Origin of the sequence: Nakamurella sp. PAMC28650, from assembly GCF_014303395.1 — a bacterium.
In the GTDB taxonomy this organism is placed as follows: Bacteria; Actinomycetota; Actinomycetes; order Mycobacteriales; family Nakamurellaceae; genus Nakamurella.
Map to the genome: position 1 here is coordinate 5480460 of NZ_CP060298.1, position 17878 is coordinate 5498337.

Genomic DNA, 17878 nt, shown 5'->3' on the forward strand with positions numbered 1-17878 from the left:
GCCGAATTCCTCAGGAGGCCAGGAGCGCCGAGAGCCCGGACGCGACCACCCGGTCGGTGTCCTCGCGATACTTCAGCACGGCACCGAGGGTCAACGCCGCCGACTGCGGGTCGAGTTCACGGCAGCCGAGCGCATTCAGGGCCATCGCCCAGTCGATGGACTCCGCGACACCCGGCGGCTTGAGCAGGTCGGCCTCGCGGAGCCGGCCGACTGCGGTCGCGACCTGGACGGCCAGCGTCCCGGTCACCTCCGGCAGCCGCCGCCGCAGGATGGCGACCTCGCGTTCGAGCGACGGATGTTCGACCCAGTGGTAAAGGCAGCGACGTTTCAGGGCGTCGTGCACCTCGCGGGTTCGATTCGAGGTGAGAATGACGAGCGGAGGGTCGATGGCGCGAATGCGGCCTAATTCCGGGATCGTCACCGCGAAATCGGAAAGAGCTTCCAGCAGAAAAGCCTCGAATTCGTCGTCGGCCCGATCTATCTCGTCGATCAGCAGTACCGATCCCGGGGTGCGCAGCGCAGCGAGAATGGGTCGCTCGATCAGGAATCGCTCGCTGTAGAGCTCGTTCTCGACGCGTTGCAGATCGAACTCCGCCCCTGCGGCGGCACCGACCTCCGCGGCCCGCAGGTGCAGGACCTGGCGGGGAAAGTCCCAGTCGTACAGCGCTTGAGCTGCATCGATGCCCTCGTAGCACTGCAGGCGGATCAGCTCGGTGCCGCGGATCTGCGCGAGCGCCGTGGCCAGCGCGGTCTTCCCGACGCCCGCCTCGCCCTCGAGCAGCAGTGGCCTGCGCAGGGCCCCGGCCAGGAACGCGGCAGTGGCTATTCCGGTGTCCGGCAGATATCCGGTGGCTTCCAGCGCCGACGCAACGCTCTCCGGGTCGGGAAATGCCGGGACAAGGGGGTCACCGGGGCCGGCCGGGGCAGCGCTGTCCGTCATCGCACCACTATGAACCATCGAAGTGCCGCGAACCATCGCACTGCCGCCGCCATTGAACTGCGCGAGGCTCCCCGGCCCGGCGGGAAGGCAGGGCCCGCCGCCCGGACGGTTACGCTGACCACATGACGACGACGGCCCTGGGCATCCCCCTGTTCGGGACGCGCGGTCGTGCCGCCGAATCCACCGGGCTCGATACCGGGGACGCCGGCGAACGGGCCGCACGTGGTTCCTCCCCGTTCCTGCTCGATTCGCACGGCCGGCGGGCGATCGACCTCCGGGTCTCGCTGACCGACAAGTGCAACCTGCGGTGCACCTACTGCATGCCCGCAGAGGGGCTGGACTGGCTGCCGGGACAGGAACTGCTGACCGACGAGGAACTGCTCCGCCTGATCGGCATCGCGGTCGACCGACTGGGCGTCAGCGAGATTCGTTTCACCGGCGGCGAACCGCTGTTGCGCAAGGGCATTCTCGTCCTGGTCCAGGAGGTCTCGCGACTGAAGGCCAGGCCGGAGATCTCGTTGACCACCAACGGCATCGGGTTCGCGCGCCGGGCGGCCGATTTCGCGGCCGCCGGACTGGACCGGGTCAACATCTCGCTGGACACCCTCGACCGCGACGTGTTCGCCCGCCTGACCCGGCGGGACCGGCACTCCGACGTGATCGCCGCTCTCGACGGCGCGGTCGCGGCCGGCCTGACGCCGGTGAAGATCAACGCGGTGCTGCTGCGCGGCGTCAACGACCACGAGGCCGGCGATCTGCTCGCCTTCGCCGTCGAGCGCGGCTATCACCTGAGGTTCATCGAACAGATGCCGCTGGACGCCGGCCACGAGTGGAACCGCGCCTCGATGGTGACCGCGGACGAGATCCAGGAGTCCCTCTCGCGGCGTTTCGCCCTCACCCCCCATCGGGAGGCCAGGGCGGGGGCCCCCGCCGAGCTGTTCGACGTGGACGGTGGCCCGGCGACCGTGGGGATCATCGCGTCGGTGACCCGGCCGTTCTGCGGCGACTGCGACCGGACCCGGCTGACGGCCGACGGCCAGATCCGCAACTGCCTGTTCTCGCAGATCGAGACCGACCTGCGTGCGATGCTGCGGGGCACCGGGACGGACGACGAGATCGCCGACGCCTGGCGGATGGCCATGTGGCGCAAGCTACCCGGTCATGGCATCAACGACCCGTCGTTCCTGCAGCCCGACCGCCCGATGAGTGCGATCGGTGGCTGAGCGGGCCGACCACGCCATCCGGGTCCGGATCCGCTATTTCGCCGCGGCGAAGGCGGCCGCCGGCCTGGAGTCGGAGGCCGTGGAACTGGCCGGTCCGGCCACCGTGCGGGACGTCCTGCAGGCCGGGATCGAGCGACACGGGTCCCGACTGGCCGAGGTCCTGCGCAGATGCTCTTTCCTGCTGGGGGAAATCGCCGTGCACGGTGAGGACTCGGTCGTCACCGATGGTGACGTCCTGGACGTCCTTCCTCCTTTCGCCGGAGGCTGATGGATCCGTTCGGGTGAAGCCGGTATCAGGAAGCCCGTACCGACGCTCCTGCGAGCGAGCAGCATCCTCGACGGCCCGAACATGATCACGAGCGTGTCCACTTCCGGTGGCTCGCCCGGGGCGCTACCGTTCGGTCGTCAGGTTGCTGCCCCGTCGAGGTCCCACGCACGGTTCCATCGCACGATCGTCGCTGTCGGTTTCATGCATTGGCTCGACCAACTCGGATCCACCGAGCGAAACAGCGGGTACACCCGGTATCCGCGACCCAACTGGAGGTTCCCGTGACCCAGCCCCCTGCCGGAGGGTATCCGCCTCCGGACCCGTCCTCACCGGGCGGATATCCGCCACCTGCACAACCTGGTGGTTACCCGCCACCGGCCCCGGGCTACTCGCCCCCGCCGAACACACCACCCACCTACGTCCCACCAGGGCCCCCACCGGGTGGATACACGCCACCTCCGTCCCCCGGTTACGCCCCCCCTCCCGGCTACGCCCCTCCGCCGGCCGGTGGCTACGCACCACCGCCCGCCCCCGGTGGCTACCCGCCGCCGACTGCCGGTGGCTACCCGCCGCAGGCTCCGGGTTATCCGCCGCAGGCGGGCTACGGCGGCCCGGTGGCTCCGACCGGCGGTGGCGTACCGGCCATCGACATCTCCAAGATCACCGTTGTCGGCTGGGGTGTCATCGGCGCCGCGTTCCTGACCCTGATCGCCAGCTTCTTCAACTTCTGGTCGGTCAGCGCATCGAGTTCTGCGCTGGGCTACAGCTACAGCATCGGACTCAGCGGTTGGAACAGCTGGTGGTGGATCCCGGTGCTGCTGGCCGTCGCGGTCGGCGTCGTCTACGCCCTGACGATCTTCGGGATCATCAAGCCCGGCCCGATCAAACCGGAATTCCTGTTCTACGGTGCCGCGGCCTCCTTCGTGCTCATGGTCCTGGTACTCATCCTGACGTTCTCCTACGGTGGCGGATACGGTGACCTCGGCCCCGGCATCTCGGCCGGACCGTCGTTCGGCGTGTTCCTCGCCGTCATCACCACGCTCGCGCTGGCCTACTTCACCGCACTGTCGGTGCAGTCCAAGGGCGGAAAGCTCCCGTTCAAGGTGCCCGGTCCGACGGCCTGATTCGCGTCCCAGGACACCCGTTCGTCAGAAGGGGCCGTGACCAGCAACGGTCACGGCCCCTTCTCCCGTCGTCGTCCAGCGGTGACCCCTCAGGCTCAGGCCGACCCGACCCACTCGTCCGCACCGTCGGCGAAGACCTGGCGCTTCCAGACCGGAAGCCGCCGTTTCACCTCGTCGACCAGTTCCGCGCAGGCGTCGAAGGCCTCGCGGCGGTGGGCCGCCGACACCGCTGCCGCGAGCGCCACGTCGCCGATGCCCAGCAGACCGTACCGGTGGGTCACGGCGACGGCGATGACACCGTCCCGGGCAGCGATGTCGGCCGCGACCTCCGCCACCACCGATCCCGCGGTCGGGTGGACCTGGTACTCCAACTCCGTCACCGACCGGCCGTCGTCGTGGTCGCGGACGACCCCGACGAATCCCACCGTGGCGCCCGCGGCGGCCTCCTGGACCGACGCGGTGTGGGCGGCCAGGTCGAGCACGTCCAGGGTGACGCCGGCGATGGCAACCCTTCCGACCATCAGACGCCGCCGCCAGGCCGATGGTCCCCACCCGAGATCTGTTCCAGTGCATGGGCCATCACCCGGTAGAGCACGCCGAGACCGTCCTTGACGCCGTTCGTGGAGCCGGGCAGGTTGACGATCAGGGTGCGGGTGGCGACCCCGACGATGCCGCGGGAGAGCATCGCGGTCGGTACCGCGTCCCCGCCGGCTCGGCGGATGGCATCGGCCAGTCCGGGTACCTCGTAGTCGACGACCGCGGCGGTCGCCTGCGGCGTGCGGTCGGTCGGCGACAGACCGGTACCACCGGAGGTGATCACCAGGTCGGCGCCGACGGCATCCCGCAGAGCCGCCTCGACGCCAGGGCCATCGGCGACGACGATCGGTCCTTGGACGGCAAAACCCTTGTCCGCTAACCACTGCGTGATCACCGGGCCGGTCCGGTCGGCGTAGACGCCGGCGGCCGCTCTGGTGGAGGCGATGATGACGACAGCAGATCTCTTCACGTGCTCGTTCCTTCCGGCCGGAGCCAGGTTCCGGTCTTGCCGCCGTCTTTGCGTTCGACCTGGACTGCGTCGAGCACTGCCGCCGGGTCAACCGCTTTGATCATGTCGTGCAGGGTCAGGCCGGCCACCGCCACCGCGGTGAGGGCTTCCATCTCGACGCCGGTACGGTCGGTGGTGCGGACGGTGGCGGTGATCGAGACGGCGTCGCCGACGAGCTCGAGATCGATGACCACGCCGGACAACGCGATCGGGTGACACAGCGGGATCAGCTCCGGTGTTCTCTTGGCCGCCATGATGCCGGCGATCCGCGCCGAGGCCAACGCATCTCCCTTGGGCAGACCGTCGCGCCGCAGCAGTTCGACGACCTCGGCCGTGGTGCGCACCCAACCGGTGGCGACCGCCGACCTGGCCGTCGCCTCCTTGCCTCCGACGTCGACCATCCGGGCCGCACCGTGCTCGTCGGTGTGGGAGAAGGACGGGCCGCTCATCTCGTCTCCCTGTCGAAGCCGTTGGTGCTCGACATGTGTGCTGGCATCATGCGCCGGCCGCGGCCGACTCCTTCGCTCCGCCGGCCATGTGGTGGCCGTCCCGGGCCGCTGCGACCACGGCCCGCGCGACTGCTTTGGCGACCTTCTCGTCGAAGACGCTGGGCACGATGTAGGAAGCGTTGAGCTGGTCCGGGGCGACGACGTCGGCGATCGCCTCGGCGGCGGCGGAGAGCATCTCGTCGGTGATCATCCGTGCCTGCGCGTCCAGCAGCCCACGAAAGACACCGGGGAAGGCCAGCACGTTGTTGATCTGGTTGGGGAAGTCCGAGCGGCCGGTGGCCACCACGGCGGCGTGCTGCTGCGCCTCCAGCGGATCGATCTCGGGATCCGGGTTGGCCAGCGCGAAGACGATGGCGTCGCTGTTCATCCGCTCGATGTCGGCCGCGGTGAGGATGTTCGGTGCGGACACCCCGATGAAGACGTCGGCGCCGACCATGGCGTCGTGGATCGTGCCGGAAAGCGCCGACGAGTTGGTCTTGCCGGCCACCTCGGCCAGGTTGGGATCCATCCCCTCGCGGCCGCGGTAGACGATGCCCCTGATGTCGACGGCGATGATGTCGGCCGGAACCTGGTGCAGCAGAAGGCGGATGATGGCGTTGCCGGCCGCACCCACACCGGAGACGACGATCCGGCAGTCACGGATGTCCTTGTGCACCACCCGCAGAGCGTTGCGCAGCGCCGCGACGACGACGATGGCGGTGCCGTGCTGGTCGTCGTGGAACACCGGGATGTCGAGCAGTTCCCTCAGCCGTCGTTCGATCTCGAAACACCTTGGCGCGGCGATGTCCTCGAGATTGATGCCGCCGTAGACCGGGGCGATCAGCTGCACCGTGCGGATGATCTCCTCGGTATCGGTGGAGTCGATGCACACCGGCCAGGCGTCCACCCCGCCGAACTTCTTGAACAGGGCGGCCTTGCCCTCCATCACCGGCAGCGCGGCCGCCGGACCGATGTTGCCCAGGCCCAGCACCGCGGTGCCGTCGGTGACGACGGCGACGGTGTTCCGCTTGATCGTCAGCCGTCGGGCGTCGTCCGGATTCTTCGCGATCGCCATGCACACCCGGGCGACACCGGGCGTGTAGGCGCGGGACAGGTCGTCGCGGTTGCGCAACGGGACCTTGGAGGTCACCTCGATCTTGCCGCCGAGGTGGACCAGGAACGTCCGGTCGGACACCTTGCGCACCTCGACACCGGGCAGGGCGTTGACCGCCTCGGTGATCTCGTCGGCGTGATCGGCCGACAGGGCATTGGCCGACAGGTCGACCACCATCAGGCCGGCTGCGGACTCGACGACGTCGAATGCGGTGATCACTCCTCCGGCGCGGCCGACTGCGCTGGTCAGGTCGCCCGCGGCCGAGGCAGACGGTGGAGCGGCGATGCGCATCGTGATCGAATAACCGGGGCCAGGTACGGCCATCTTGTTCCTTTCGGTGAACTGCACACTGCGAGCGATGCTTCCGGCGGCCGGGGACGTTCCGAGAACGTCCGGGGGTGCCGCGACCGGGCCGGCTCCTGTGGCTCAGGGTAGCCCGGTCACCGAGACCCGTTCGACCTGCGCCGGTGCTGCCGACGGCGCTCGATTCAGAGCTGCTCCGGGGTGTCGACGTCGCGTCCGCCCCCGATGTCCCCGCACTCGACCAGCAGCACCGGGTGATCGGCCAGGTAGTCCCTGGCCCCGGAGTCGCCGTCCGCCCCGGCGATCACCCCGGCGAAGTGGTCGCGGCCGATCAACACCGGATGTCCGGGTCGACCGTCGTAGGCGGCGCGGATCAGCAGCCCGGCCGGCCGGCCGGCGCTGGACGCCGCTGCGGCGACTCGATCGAGCACCGCTCCCGTGACGTCGGGAAGGTCGACCAGCATGACCAGGGCGGCGTCGGCGCCCGAGTCGGCCACCGTCGACAGGCCGAGCGCCAGACTCGAACCCATGCCGGTCAGGTGGTTCTCGTTCTTCAGGACCCGTAGGTTCCGCGTTCCGCGCGGTAGTACCGCTGCCACCCTGTCCGCCTGCGCCCCGAGCACCACCACGATCTCGTCGCAGCCGGACATCCTGGCCAGCGTGGTCAGCACCCATGGACCGCCGCCGGAGTCGACGAGCGCTTTCGGCGTACCGAAGCGGCGCCCGGAACCGGCGGCCAGCAGCACGCCGGCGACCAGCACGCGCGCGGGTCCGGCGATCTGTCCTGCGGCCCCGCTGTCGATGTCTGGGATCAGCGATTGATGACGGTGACCGGATGGATGTAGGGGATCTGCTCACCCGTCAACGGGAAGTCGAGTTCCCCGAACGGCGAGAGTGCGCCCTGACGGTCGGCGTTGAACTCGCTGACGGCGTGGCCGCCTTCCTCGACGACCGGCCAGGTCGGATCGATGCCCTTGGTCTTCTTGGCCATCGGAACTCCTCTTGCCCTGCGGATCCGGGTCGACGACCCACCGCGGTTGCCGGGCCGCCACGCGGCGGTCCGGTGGGCGACGACGCCGCCCATGCGTCATTGTTCCGCATCCACCACCGGTCGACAACCATTGCACCCAGGGCACAGTTCGGGCCCACCGGACGCACAGGCGGAACGGGCCGCTGCCGGACCAGTAACGTTGTGCGTGATGCCCTCCACCCTGGACTGGCTGCGCGCACGCGACGACGCAGCCCTGGTCACGCTGTTGCGTGCCCGTCCCGACCTGACGGTTCCTGCGCCGACCGACCTCTCGGTCCTTGCGCGGCGGTTGGACAGCCCGCCGTCGGTGTGGCGCGCGTTGGAGACCCTGGACCGGTTCGCGGTGCAGGTCCTGGAATGTGTCGTGCTCCTGGGCGAGAACCGGCACCAGGTCACGCCGTCCGAGGTGAGCTCGTTCCTCGGACGCGATGCGCCGGTCAAGCAGGTGAAGCGGGTCTTCGGTGATCTGGAGTCCCTCGCCCTGATCAGGGGCGGTGACGCAGTGCGGCCCTCTGGCGCGGTCCCGGCCGCGATGGGTGAGTTCCCCGGCGGGTTCGGCCCTGGTGGCAGGCTCACCGACGACCAGGTCGCGAAGGCTGTGGCCCGGACCACCGAGGAGGGACGCGCCCTGCTGGCCCGGCTCGCCCAGGGCCGCCCGAAGGGTTCCGTCGGCACTAGCGGCCCGCTGGTCGCCCTGGTCGGATCGCTGGTCGAGGCGGGCCTCCTGCTCCAGATGGAGCCCGGCACCGTCGTGCTTCCGCGGGAGGTCGGTCTCGCGCTGCGGGAGGGGCAACCGCTCGGGCCGGTCAGTGTGTCGACCCCGCCGGTCACGTTGAGCCGGAAGGGCCGCGAGACGGTCGACGGCACCGCGGCCGGCCAGGCGGTCGCCGCGGTGGCCATCACCCATCGCCTGCTGGACGTGCTCGGCCAACTGCCCGCCCCGGTCCTCAAGTCCGGCGGCATGGGCGTCCGCGAGATGCGCCGGCTGGCCAAGGAACTCGACCTGGATCCGGCCCTGATCGCGCTGCACCTGGAGATCCTCGCGGCGTCCGGGCTGATCTCCACCAGCGAACCCCGGGCCAGGACCGCTCTGAACTCCTGGACGCCGACCAAGTCCGCCGACGACTTCGCCGACGAGGACGACGAGACGGCGTGGGCCCATCTCGCGGCCACCTGGCTCGAACTCCGCCGGGATCCGGCCAGGACCGGTCAGCGTGACGCCGCCGGCAAGGTGCTGGCGGCGCTCTCGGCGGAACTGACCTGGGTCCGCGGACCGGTCGACCGCAGATTCGTCCTTGGTGCACTGGCCGAGCTCCCACCCGGCACCGGTCTCGACCCGGCCTCGCTGTCGACCCGACTGGCCTGGGCCGCCCCGCTGCGCAACCCGGAACGGCGGGACCCGATGGCGGCCACCGTCATCGTCGAGGCCACCGCCCTGGGCATCGTGGCCTTCGACGCCCTGTCCACCGCGGGCCGTTCGATCCTGAGCGGCGATCAGGAGGGCGCCGCAAACGCCCTGCGGGGAGCCCTGCCCGAGCCGGTCGACAAGGTGATGGTCCAGGCGGACCTGACCGTCGTGGCTCCGGGACGACTGCAACCGGAACTGGCGGCGCGCCTGGCCGTTGCCGCCGATGTGGAATCCGCCGGCAGCGCGACCGTGTACCGGGTGACCCCCGACAGCCTCCGCCGGGCGTTCGACGGGGGGGCGTCGACCGCGGACCTGCACAGCCTGTTCGAGAAGCATTCCCTCACCGGCGTTCCGCAGGCCCTGACCTATCTGATCGACGACGTGGCACGACGGCACGGGGTGCTGCGGGTCGGCGCGGCCGCCTCCTACCTGCGGAGCGAGGATCCGGCGCTGATCGACCAGGCGATCGCCCAGGCCACCGCATCCGGGATGTCGGTGCGACGTCTCGCGCCGACCGTCGCCATCTCCACCAGCCGTCTGGAGGATCTGCTGGCCCCGCTCCGGCTGGCCGGCCTGGTGCCGGCTGCCGAGAACAATGCCGGCGCGGTGATCGACCTCCGCGCCGCACCGCAGCGGACCACCACCGCGGTGCTCACCCCGGCCCGCCGGCGGGAACCGCCGTTGCCGTCCGACGAGCAGCTCGCCGGCCTCGTGCAGCGGATGCGCAGCGCCGACGGGAACGTCGACGCCGCGAACTCACAGTCCCCCCAGGAGAACCTGGCCGTCCTGCGGCAGGCCGTGGACCACCACCAGGCCGTGTGGATCGGCTACGTGGACTCCGAGGGTGGAACCACCCGCCGGATGATCGAGCCGGTAGCTGTCTCCGGTGGATCGGTCGCGGCCTTCGACCGGCTGCGGGAGACGATGCGAACCTTTGCCCTGCACCGCATCACCGGTGTTCAGGCGGTACCGCCGGGCGGTAACGGCGCGACCCGACCGGGCGCCGACTGATCGAGCGTCTTTCCCACACATACTCCTACCTGCGGCGACACGCCGTTACCCCGGTTGTCCGAAAGGCAACCTCCCTGTGACCTCGGCCGTCTAGGCTGTTGACAATCCGAAGATCTGCGGCGACGTCGACGACGGGTCAGGGCGGGGCCATCACGGTGGTGGCAGCGATTCGAGCAACACCCACATGAGCAGGACGGGCCTTCCATGCGCGGAACCTCCATCAAGTTCGCCGTTGCCGCCGCCCTCGCAGCGGTCGTGTTGGCCGCGTGCACAGCCGGTCGGACGACGGCCGCGCCGGCCGCCGGTGCGGGTTCGTCGACCACCGGCTCACCGACCGCCTCGAGTTCGCCCGTGGTGACCGTGCCACCGGTGCCGGCGGTGACCTCCGCCACGTCGTCGATGACGCCCGCCACCAGCACCCCGGACCTGACCACCAGCAGCGCCCCGGCCACCACCTCGAGCCCGAAGCCACCGCCGGTCGTCATTCCGGCGGCAACCTTCTCGGCCAGCCCCAGGATCGGCAGCACCGGCCTTCCCCCGCGCACCGCGATCAGCCTGAAGGCCGCGCACGGCACCCTGGCCGGCGTCACGATGAAGGGATCGGACGGCACGGTCGTCAAGGGCATGCTGAGCGCCGACCGGACCACCTGGACGCTCGCCGAGCCGCTCGGCTACAGCAGCACCTACACCCTGTCCGGCAAAGCGGTCGGTGCCACCGGCAAGGCGGTACCGATCGCCGGCACCTACGGCACGGTCAGCCCGGACAACGTCATCAGCGCCAACATCTCGCCGGGTGACGCGGACACGGTCGGCATCGCGGCCCCGATCCTGATCAGCATCGGCACCGACATCATGAACACCGTCGGCCGGCAGAACATCGAGAAGGCCATCACCATCGACACCGTGCCGAAGACGCAGGGTTCGTTCGCCTGGATCCAGCACGATGACGGCTGGGGACTCGACTGGCGGCCGAAGGTCTACTGGGCGCCCGGCACCAAGGTGAGCGTCAAGGCCAACCTGTACGGCGTGAGCTACGGCGAGAACCTCTGGGGCAAGCAGGATCTGACGTCGAGCTTCGTCATCGGCCGCTCCGAGATCACGAAGGGCGACATCAACACCCATCACCTCAAGGTCTACCGCGATGGCAAGCTGGTCTTCGACTTCCCGACGTCGTTCGGGCTGGAGTCCGATCCCGGCCGGGTGACCCACGGCGGCACCTACATCGTGATGAGCAAGGAATACCTGCATCTGATGTCGAACCCGGCGTACCACTACTTCAACTTCAAGGCCTACTACGCGGTCCGCATCTCCAACAACGGCACCTTCATCCACGCCAACGACGGGACCGCCGACGTCCAGGGCTACGACAACGTCACCCACGGCTGCGCGAACCTGACGACGAGCAACGCGAAAGCGTTCTACGACCAGACCATGTACGGCGACCCGGTCGAGATCACCAACTCGTCGATCCCGATGTCCCAGTCCGACGGCGACGTCTACGACTGGTCCATCCCGTGGGACAAGTGGCAGACCTTGTCAGCTCTGAGCAAGTCCTACGTCGGCTGAGTCGGCCGTTCGTCATCGGCGCTGGTCGTCCGGCGCTGGTTCGTCAGGCGCTGGTCGTCCGCGCGGATCAGTGGGAGCCGAGGCAGATGACCTGCGAGTTGTAGCGGTGGACCAGGCTGTGCCGCGTACCCGCCGGGCAGGCCGCCGGATTGATGCTGTTCGGCAGCACCGCCAGCACCCGCAGGACACCCGGGTCGGCGGTGCTGCAGTCGACCTTGCCGACTCCGGTGGTCTGGTCCCCCGCGAACAGGCACTGCCCCACGGCGGCAACGTAGTCGAGGCACAGCACCGTCGGCCCGGACGCCACCACCACCACGTCCGAGGGCGAGGCACTGCAGTCGGAGGCGGCAGAACTCTTCGGCGAGACGCCGACCACGGCGAAATCGGCAGCGGCACTGGAGCAGTCGACCTGCCCGACGATGCGCTGACTCGTCGCGGACAGGCACTGTCCGACGGTGATCTTCGAGGCGTCGGTCCCCGATCCGGCAGCCGTCAGCGGGCGATTCGAGTTCGCCCACAGGGCCAGGGCGACGACGATTGCGAATGCGATCAGCCCGACCAGCACCCTGACCACGGCCCTGCTCGGCAACGGAGATCCGATCGACTGCCCACCCGCCGCCGCGAGACCCCACTTGTTCCGGGTGCGGAACGCGCTGCTCGTCCCAGGCAATTGCGTGTCCGCCGCTCGCGTGGCCGCCGGTCCGGTGGGCCACGCTCCGGTGGGCCACGCTCCGGTGACCGCCGCCCGTCCGGAGTCGGACGTCGACCAGCGGGTCGGCGCAGGGGCGGACGGTCGTTGGGTCGGCGCTCCCGGGCCGCTGGGCCGCACCTGCTCGGCCGGCAAACCGCCGGGTCCGATCCTCAAGACCTGCGGCCGCGGGCGGGGGTCGGGTCCGGTCACCGGTTCAGCGTGCCACGCGCGGGGGTTCAGCCGGTCAGCGGACCGACCTCCACAATGCGCAGGACGGGCTCGCCCAGCTCGTCGGAAGCCCCGACGGCCACCTCGGCGCTGATCCCCCAGTCGCGATCACCGGCCGGATCGTCGAAGGTCTGCCGCACCGTCCAGTGGTCCGGACCCGGCGTGATGGCCACCAGAGCGGCGGATCTGGCGGTCGGACCGACCGCCAGATCGTCGTACTCGTCCCAGTAGGGATCGACGGCTTCCTGCCACCGCTGGGCGTCCCATCCGCCCTCGCCGTCCATCTCCCCGAGCGTGTCGAACCGGACGAGCGAGATCAGCTCGACCCGACGGAACAACGCGTTGCGCACCATGATGGTGAACGCCCTGACGTTGGCGGTGACCCCTCGGGAGGCGGTCGGCGGACGGATCGAGACCGCGCCGATCTCGTCGTTGTCCGGATGTGCCAACGCCTCCCACTCGTCGAGCAGGCTCGAATCGACGCCACGGACCAGCTCGCCGAGCCAGGAGATCAGGTCGGACAGCTCGTCGGTGCGCGCATCCTGGGGCACGGTGCGGCGCATCGCCCGGTAGGCGTCGGCCAGATACCGCAGCACCACCCCCTCGGAGCGCTGCAGCTGGTAGAACGCCACGTATTCGGAGAAGTTCATCGCCCGTTCGTACAGGTCGCGGACCACCGCCTTGGGCTCCGGCTGGTACTCGGTGACCCACGGGTGCCCGGCCCGGTAGGACTCGAACGCCACCTCCACCAGGTCGGCCAGCGGCTTCGGGTAGTCGACCGTCTCGAGCAGGGCCATCCGTTCCTCGTACTCGATGCCATCGGACTTCATGGCCTGCACCGCCTCGCCCCTGGCCTTGAAGCGCTGCGCGGACAACACCGGGCCGGGCCCCTCCAGCGTGGCCTCGATCAACGACACCACGTCCAGTGCGTAGTCGGGCGACTCCTCGTCCAGCAGGTCGAGAGCCGCCAGCGCCAGCGGCGACAACGGCTGGTCCAGGGCGAAGTCCAGTTGGAGGTCGGCCGTCATGTGATAGAGTCGGCCCTGCTCGTCCGGCACGTCGAGCTTGATCACGATGCCCGCCGCCAGCAGGGCCTTGCCGATGGCCAGCGCGCGCAGAGCGTGCTGGAGTTGGCGGTTCCGCGGGTCGTGGCTGGTCTCGATCAACCGGCGCATCCCGCGGAAGGCGTCGCCCGGGCGCGACAGCACGCCGAGCAACATCGAGTGGCTGACCCGGAAATGGGAGCTCAGCGGTTCGGGGTCGGCGGAGACCAATCGGTCGTAGGTCGCCTCGCTCCACCCGACGAATCCGTCCGGCGGCTTGCGCTTCACGACCTTCTTCTTCTTCGGGTCCAGGGCCGCCTTCGCAGCCGTCTTGAAGTTCTCGATCACATGTTCCGGGGCCAGAACGACGACGTCCCCGGCCACGTCGAATCCGGCCCGCCCTGCGCGGCCCGCGATCTGGTGGAACTCACGGGCCGAGAGCAGCCGGGTGCGGTGACCGTCGTACTTGGCCAGACCGGTGAACAGGACCGTCCTGATCGGGACGTTGATGCCCACCCCGAGCGTGTCGGTTCCGCAGATCACCTTGAGCAGCCCGGACTGGGCGAGCTTCTCCACCAGTCGTCGGTACTTCGGCAGCATGCCGGCGTGGTGCACGCCGATCCCATGCCGCACCAGACGGGCCAGCGTGCGCCCGAATCCCGGCGAGAATCTGAAATCGCCGATCAGTTCGGCGATCTGGTCGCGTTCGGCCCGGGTGGCGACGGTGATGCTGGTGAGGGCCTGGGCCCGTTCCAACGCGGCCTGCTGGGTGAAGTGGACGATGTACACCGGCGCGCGACCGGTGGCCAGAAGATCTTCGAGGGTCTCCTGGAGCGGAACCAGGACGTAGGAGAAATGCAGTGGGACCGGGCGTTCCACCCCGTCGATCAGGGTGGTCGGGCGGCCAGTTCTCTCGGTCAGGTCCCGGGCGAAGAAGCGAACGTCGCCCAGGGTGGCGGACATCAGGATGAATTGGGCGTGCGGAAGTTCCAGCAGCGGCACCTGCCATGCCCAGCCCCGCTGACGGTCCCCGTAGTAGTGGAACTCGTCCATCACGACCATGCCGGGATCGGCGTCCGCGCCGCCGCGCAGCGCGACGGACGCCAGGATCTCCGCAGTGCAGCAGATGATCGGCGCCGACGAGTTCACCGACGAGTCCCCGGTGATCATGCCGACGTTGGCCGGACCGAAGATCTCCGTCAGATCGAAGAATTTCTCCGAGACCAGAGCCTTGATCGGGGCCGTGTAGTAGCTCCGGCGACCGGTCGCGAGCCCGGTGAACAGTGCCGCAGTGGCGACCAGGCTCTTGCCGGAGCCGGTCGGCGTGGCGACGATGACGTTCGCGTCGGAGACGATCTCCAGGAGTGACTCCTCCTGGTGCGGGTACAGCGTGATGCCGCGGCCGACCACCCACTCGGAGAAGCGGTCGAACAGGGACCCGGGGTCGGTCTGAGCCGGTGGGGTCAGCACCTGTGGGGTGCTCGTTGCGCCGGTCGTCATACCCGGCAGCCTTTCACGGTTGCCGGTGCACCGACCCCAGGCAGTGCGCGCACTTCGTGGGGTAGCCCGGCCACCCCTGCGCGATGAGCACTTCGGCCACCTCCATCGCCACCGCACACGACTCCTGCGTGACCTCGTGCCAACCGAACCGTAGTGAAGGCGCTCCGGTCCGGGTGTGCACGTTGTCACGCCGACGGTCGCGCAACCGACCGACGTGCCCGATGCGCCCGTCCAGCTCCACCACCAGCGCGAACTCGGCGTAGAGGACATCGATGAACTCGTGGCGACTCGGACGGGAGGCTTGCCGGGCCCCCTTGGGCAGACCGTGCGCCCGTTCCACGTCGCTCAGATATCGATGTTCCAGAGTGCTGTGAACGCCCGATGCAGCATCGGCGATCAGGCCGGTGATCAGTTTCCGGTGCCGCATGCGGGTGCGGCGCTGCAAAGCGCGGGAGAGGTCAGCGCCCGTGGTCAGCCGTCGCTGGACCGCAGTGGTGATCCAGTCGATGCAGGCGGCCGGTGTCCCGGCGGCGCAGAGGTCGAGCACCGTGTCCTCGATGCGGGTGCACGGCGGGTCGGTGCGGGTGGAGATCGAGCGGACCCCCGGGCGCTCCTGCCGGAACACCACCCAGTCCCGGGCGGCCAGGCGGGTCCCGGCCGGGACGAGGATGTCGATGGGCAGCTCTCGACCTTCGGTCAGTCCCTGCAGCGCCGCCGCGGTCGACCCGCCGGCCCGGGCGTCGACCCCGCCGACGAGAAGTCCCGCCCACACCCGGGTCAACCACATGGGCTCGACATCGGGGACCAAGTAGATTCCCATCTCCAGCCGCCGCCAGATCCCCTGGCTGATCAGACGCTCCGTCGCTCTGTCCGGCAGCCCGAAACCGAGGACCTGGGTGCGGCAAACGACGCCGGCCTGGACCGCGGCCAGCCGGATCAGCTCTGACGGGACCGTTTTACGTGCGTGCACCGAGCCACAGTGGCTCATTTGAGGAAATGCCCGCCGGGGTTGTCCACAATCGTCGATACCGAAGGTCTGAGTAGCCCGACTACGGGGACTCAGACCTTCGGTATCCACCTCGAACGCAATGGCGCCGGGGAGCCCGCCAGATGCAGCCTGACCGATCACCTTCGGGCTGCGGGCCGAGTCGCTCAGCGGCCGTTTGGGCGCGTCGGCAGTTTTAAATGGCTGCGGGGGTCCGACTCGACTCGTAGGAACGCAGAGGTCAGACGCGCTCGGACATCCGGAGATCCTCCGGGCGCAGGTTTCCGGTCATCCGCAGGCCACTCTCCAGCAGGTACTTCACATATCCGTACTGGGTGAAGAAACCAGGCATGGTCTCCCCCAGGGCGGCATAGGAGAAGATGACCGCCGCTGCCTCGAACCGCTGCTCGCCGACGGCATCGGCCGACCGGTTCAGCCGGGCCAGTTCGTCGGCGACCAGACGACGGACGAGTTCGACGGTCACCGTCGGGCCCTCGGCCAGCTTGACGCCGTTGTGAATCCACTGCCAGACCTGGGCCCGCGATATCTCCACCGTGGCAGCGTCTTCCATCAGGTTGTCGATCGACACCGCACCAGAGCCGCCGACCCACGCCGCGAGGTAGCGCAGCGCGACGGAGATGTTGGTCAGCAGACCCTCCATCGTGACATCGCCCCGCGCAGAGCCGGCCGCCAGCAGGTCGGCCGCCTGGACCCTGACCTCTGGGCGCTGGCGCGTGATCTGATGCGGGCGCTCCCCCAGGACCGCATCGAAAGCGGCCGCCGCCACCGGCACCAAAGCGGGGTGTGCGACCCAGGAACCGTCGAATCCGTCGCTTGCTTCCCGCTGCTTGTCAGCCCTGACCCGAGCGAGCGCGTTCTTCGTCGCGCCGTCGTCCTGACGATTCGGGATGAAGGCGGCCATCCCGCCGATCGCGTGGGCGCCACGACGGTGGCAGGTGGCCACCAGCAGTTCGGTGTAGGCCCGCATGAACGGGGTCGTCATCGTGATCTGCGAACGGTCGGGCAGGACGAAATCCGGTCCGCGATGGGCGAAAGTCCTGATGTAGGAGAAGATGTAGTCCCACCGACCGGCATTGAGCCCGGCCGAGTGGTCCCGCAGTTCGTAGAGCATCTCCTCCATCTCGAAGGCCGCCGGAAGCGTCTCGACGAGCACCGTCGCCCTGATCGTCCCCTGGGGGATGTCCAGCAGATCCTGGGCCAGCACGAAGACGTCGTTCCAGAGCCTGGCCTCCAGCTGGGATTCCAGTTTCGGCAGATAGAAGTACGGACCGGCTCCGTTGTCGATCAGCGTCTGGGCGTTGTGCCAGAAGTACAACCCGAAGTCCACCAACGAGGCGGGAAGCGGGCGACCGTCGATGGTCAGGTGCTTCTCGCAGAGGTGCCAGCCGCGTGGGCGCATCATCACGGTCGGCGTGGTCTCGCCGATCGTGTACTGCTTGCCGTCCTCCTCGAACCCGAGGTCCAGACGCAGCGCATCACGCAGGTTGAGCTGCCCGGTGACGATGTTGTCCCAGGTGGGGCTGAGGGCATCTTCGAAGTCTGCCATCCAGACGTTCGCACCCGAGTTGAGTGCGTTGACCGTCATCCTGCGGGTCGGCGGGCCGGTGATCTCCACCCGCCGATCCACCAGACCCGGAGCCGGAGGCGCGACCTGCCAGGTGGTGTCGGCCCGCACCGAGCGGGAGGTGCCGAGAAAGCCGGGGGTCTCACCGGCGGAGATCCGTTTGGCCCGAGCACGTCTCTGCGCGAGCAGTTCAGCGCGGCGACCGGCGAAGGCGCCGTCCAGCGCGGCCACGAAGGCCAGGGCGTCGGGCGTCAGGATTTCCTCGGCGCGCTCGATGTGCGGGCCGCGGACCACTGGGGTCCGCGCGATGGTGGAAGTCATCTCAA

The 17878-nt window shown here is 69.2% G+C and carries 16 protein-coding genes; 5 read left to right on the plus strand and 11 right to left on the minus strand.

Features of this window, described 5'->3' with window-relative positions; all coding sequences use genetic code 11:
• Positions 1-10: 10 nt before the first annotated feature.
• Complete coding sequence (locus tag H7F38_RS24740) at positions 11-940, minus strand: MoxR family ATPase (protein WP_187092211.1); 930 nt, start codon at positions 938-940, stop codon at positions 11-13.
• Between the two features lie 122 nt (positions 941-1062).
• Here H7F38_RS24740 and moaA point away from each other — a divergent pair, with 122 nt between their 5' ends.
• The 3 genes from moaA to H7F38_RS24755 all read left to right on the plus strand — a co-directional run bounded on the left by moaA (position 1063) and on the right by H7F38_RS24755 (position 3555).
• Positions 1063-2163, plus strand: coding sequence for a GTP 3',8-cyclase MoaA (gene moaA / locus H7F38_RS24745; RefSeq protein WP_187092212.1), 1101 nt, complete (start codon positions 1063-1065; stop codon positions 2161-2163).
• On the plus strand, positions 2156-2431 hold the full coding sequence (locus H7F38_RS24750) for a MoaD/ThiS family protein (protein ID WP_187092213.1): 276 nt from the start codon (positions 2156-2158) through the stop codon (positions 2429-2431). The genes moaA and H7F38_RS24750 overlap by 8 nt, the downstream gene beginning before the upstream one ends.
• A gap of 281 nt (positions 2432-2712) precedes the next feature.
• Complete coding sequence (locus H7F38_RS24755) at positions 2713-3555, plus strand: hypothetical protein (protein ID WP_187092214.1); 843 nt, start codon at positions 2713-2715, stop codon at positions 3553-3555.
• 95 nt (positions 3556-3650) lie between these two features.
• Here H7F38_RS24755 and H7F38_RS24760 read toward each other — a convergent pair whose 3' ends face one another.
• From H7F38_RS24760 to H7F38_RS24785, 6 genes are all read right to left on the minus strand, one after another.
• Positions 3651-4076 carry a molybdenum cofactor biosynthesis protein MoaE gene (locus H7F38_RS24760; protein WP_187092215.1) on the minus strand — a complete coding sequence of 142 codons (426 nt, stop codon included), beginning with the start codon at positions 4074-4076 and terminating at the stop codon, positions 3651-3653.
• Complete coding sequence (locus H7F38_RS24765) at positions 4076-4561, minus strand: molybdenum cofactor biosynthesis protein B (protein WP_187092216.1); 486 nt, start codon at positions 4559-4561, stop codon at positions 4076-4078. Before H7F38_RS24765 ends, H7F38_RS24760 begins: the two co-directional genes overlap by 1 nt.
• Entirely contained in the window at positions 4558-5049 is a 492-nt protein-coding gene (gene moaC / locus H7F38_RS24770; protein WP_187092217.1) for a cyclic pyranopterin monophosphate synthase MoaC, read from the minus strand. The genes H7F38_RS24765 and moaC overlap by 4 nt, the downstream gene beginning before the upstream one ends.
• A gap of 46 nt (positions 5050-5095) precedes the next feature.
• Entirely contained in the window at positions 5096-6526 is a 1431-nt protein-coding gene (locus tag H7F38_RS24775; protein ID WP_187092218.1) for an NAD-dependent malic enzyme, read from the minus strand.
• A 164-nt stretch (positions 6527-6690) separates the two neighbouring features.
• Positions 6691-7266: an NTP transferase domain-containing protein gene (locus H7F38_RS24780; protein ID WP_187092219.1), complete on the minus strand. Its 576-nt coding sequence runs from the start codon at positions 7264-7266 to the stop codon at positions 6691-6693.
• 50 nt (positions 7267-7316) lie between these two features.
• A complete protein-coding gene (locus tag H7F38_RS24785) occupies positions 7317-7496 on the minus strand; it encodes a hypothetical protein (RefSeq protein ID WP_187092220.1) in 180 nt (59 codons plus the stop codon).
• A gap of 208 nt (positions 7497-7704) precedes the next feature.
• On the opposite strand from H7F38_RS24785, the gene H7F38_RS24790 reads away from it, so the two are divergent.
• Together H7F38_RS24790 and H7F38_RS24795 are read left to right on the plus strand one after the other, a co-directional pair.
• Positions 7705-9954, plus strand: a complete 2250-nt coding sequence (locus H7F38_RS24790) for a helicase C-terminal domain-containing protein (protein WP_187092221.1) — start codon at positions 7705-7707, stop codon at positions 9952-9954.
• 204 nt (positions 9955-10158) lie between these two features.
• Positions 10159-11520 carry an Ig-like domain-containing protein gene (locus H7F38_RS24795; protein ID WP_187092222.1) on the plus strand — a complete coding sequence of 454 codons (1362 nt, stop codon included), beginning with the start codon at positions 10159-10161 and terminating at the stop codon, positions 11518-11520.
• A 67-nt stretch (positions 11521-11587) separates the two neighbouring features.
• Here H7F38_RS24795 and H7F38_RS24800 read toward each other — a convergent pair whose 3' ends face one another.
• The 4 genes from H7F38_RS24800 to aceB form a co-directional block, all read right to left on the minus strand.
• Entirely contained in the window at positions 11588-12421 is an 834-nt protein-coding gene (locus H7F38_RS24800; RefSeq protein WP_187092223.1) for a hypothetical protein, read from the minus strand.
• A 26-nt stretch (positions 12422-12447) separates the two neighbouring features.
• Positions 12448-14982, minus strand: coding sequence for an RNA helicase (locus tag H7F38_RS24805; RefSeq protein ID WP_187092224.1), 2535 nt, complete (start codon positions 14980-14982; stop codon positions 12448-12450).
• Positions 14983-14995: 13 nt separating this feature from the next.
• On the minus strand, positions 14996-15952 hold the full coding sequence (locus H7F38_RS24810; protein WP_187092225.1) for a DUF559 domain-containing protein: 957 nt from the start codon (positions 15950-15952) through the stop codon (positions 14996-14998).
• Between the two features lie 256 nt (positions 15953-16208).
• Positions 16209-17873: a malate synthase A gene (gene aceB, locus H7F38_RS24815; protein WP_187092226.1), complete on the minus strand. Its 1665-nt coding sequence runs from the start codon at positions 17871-17873 to the stop codon at positions 16209-16211.
• Positions 17874-17878: the final 5 nt, after the last annotated feature.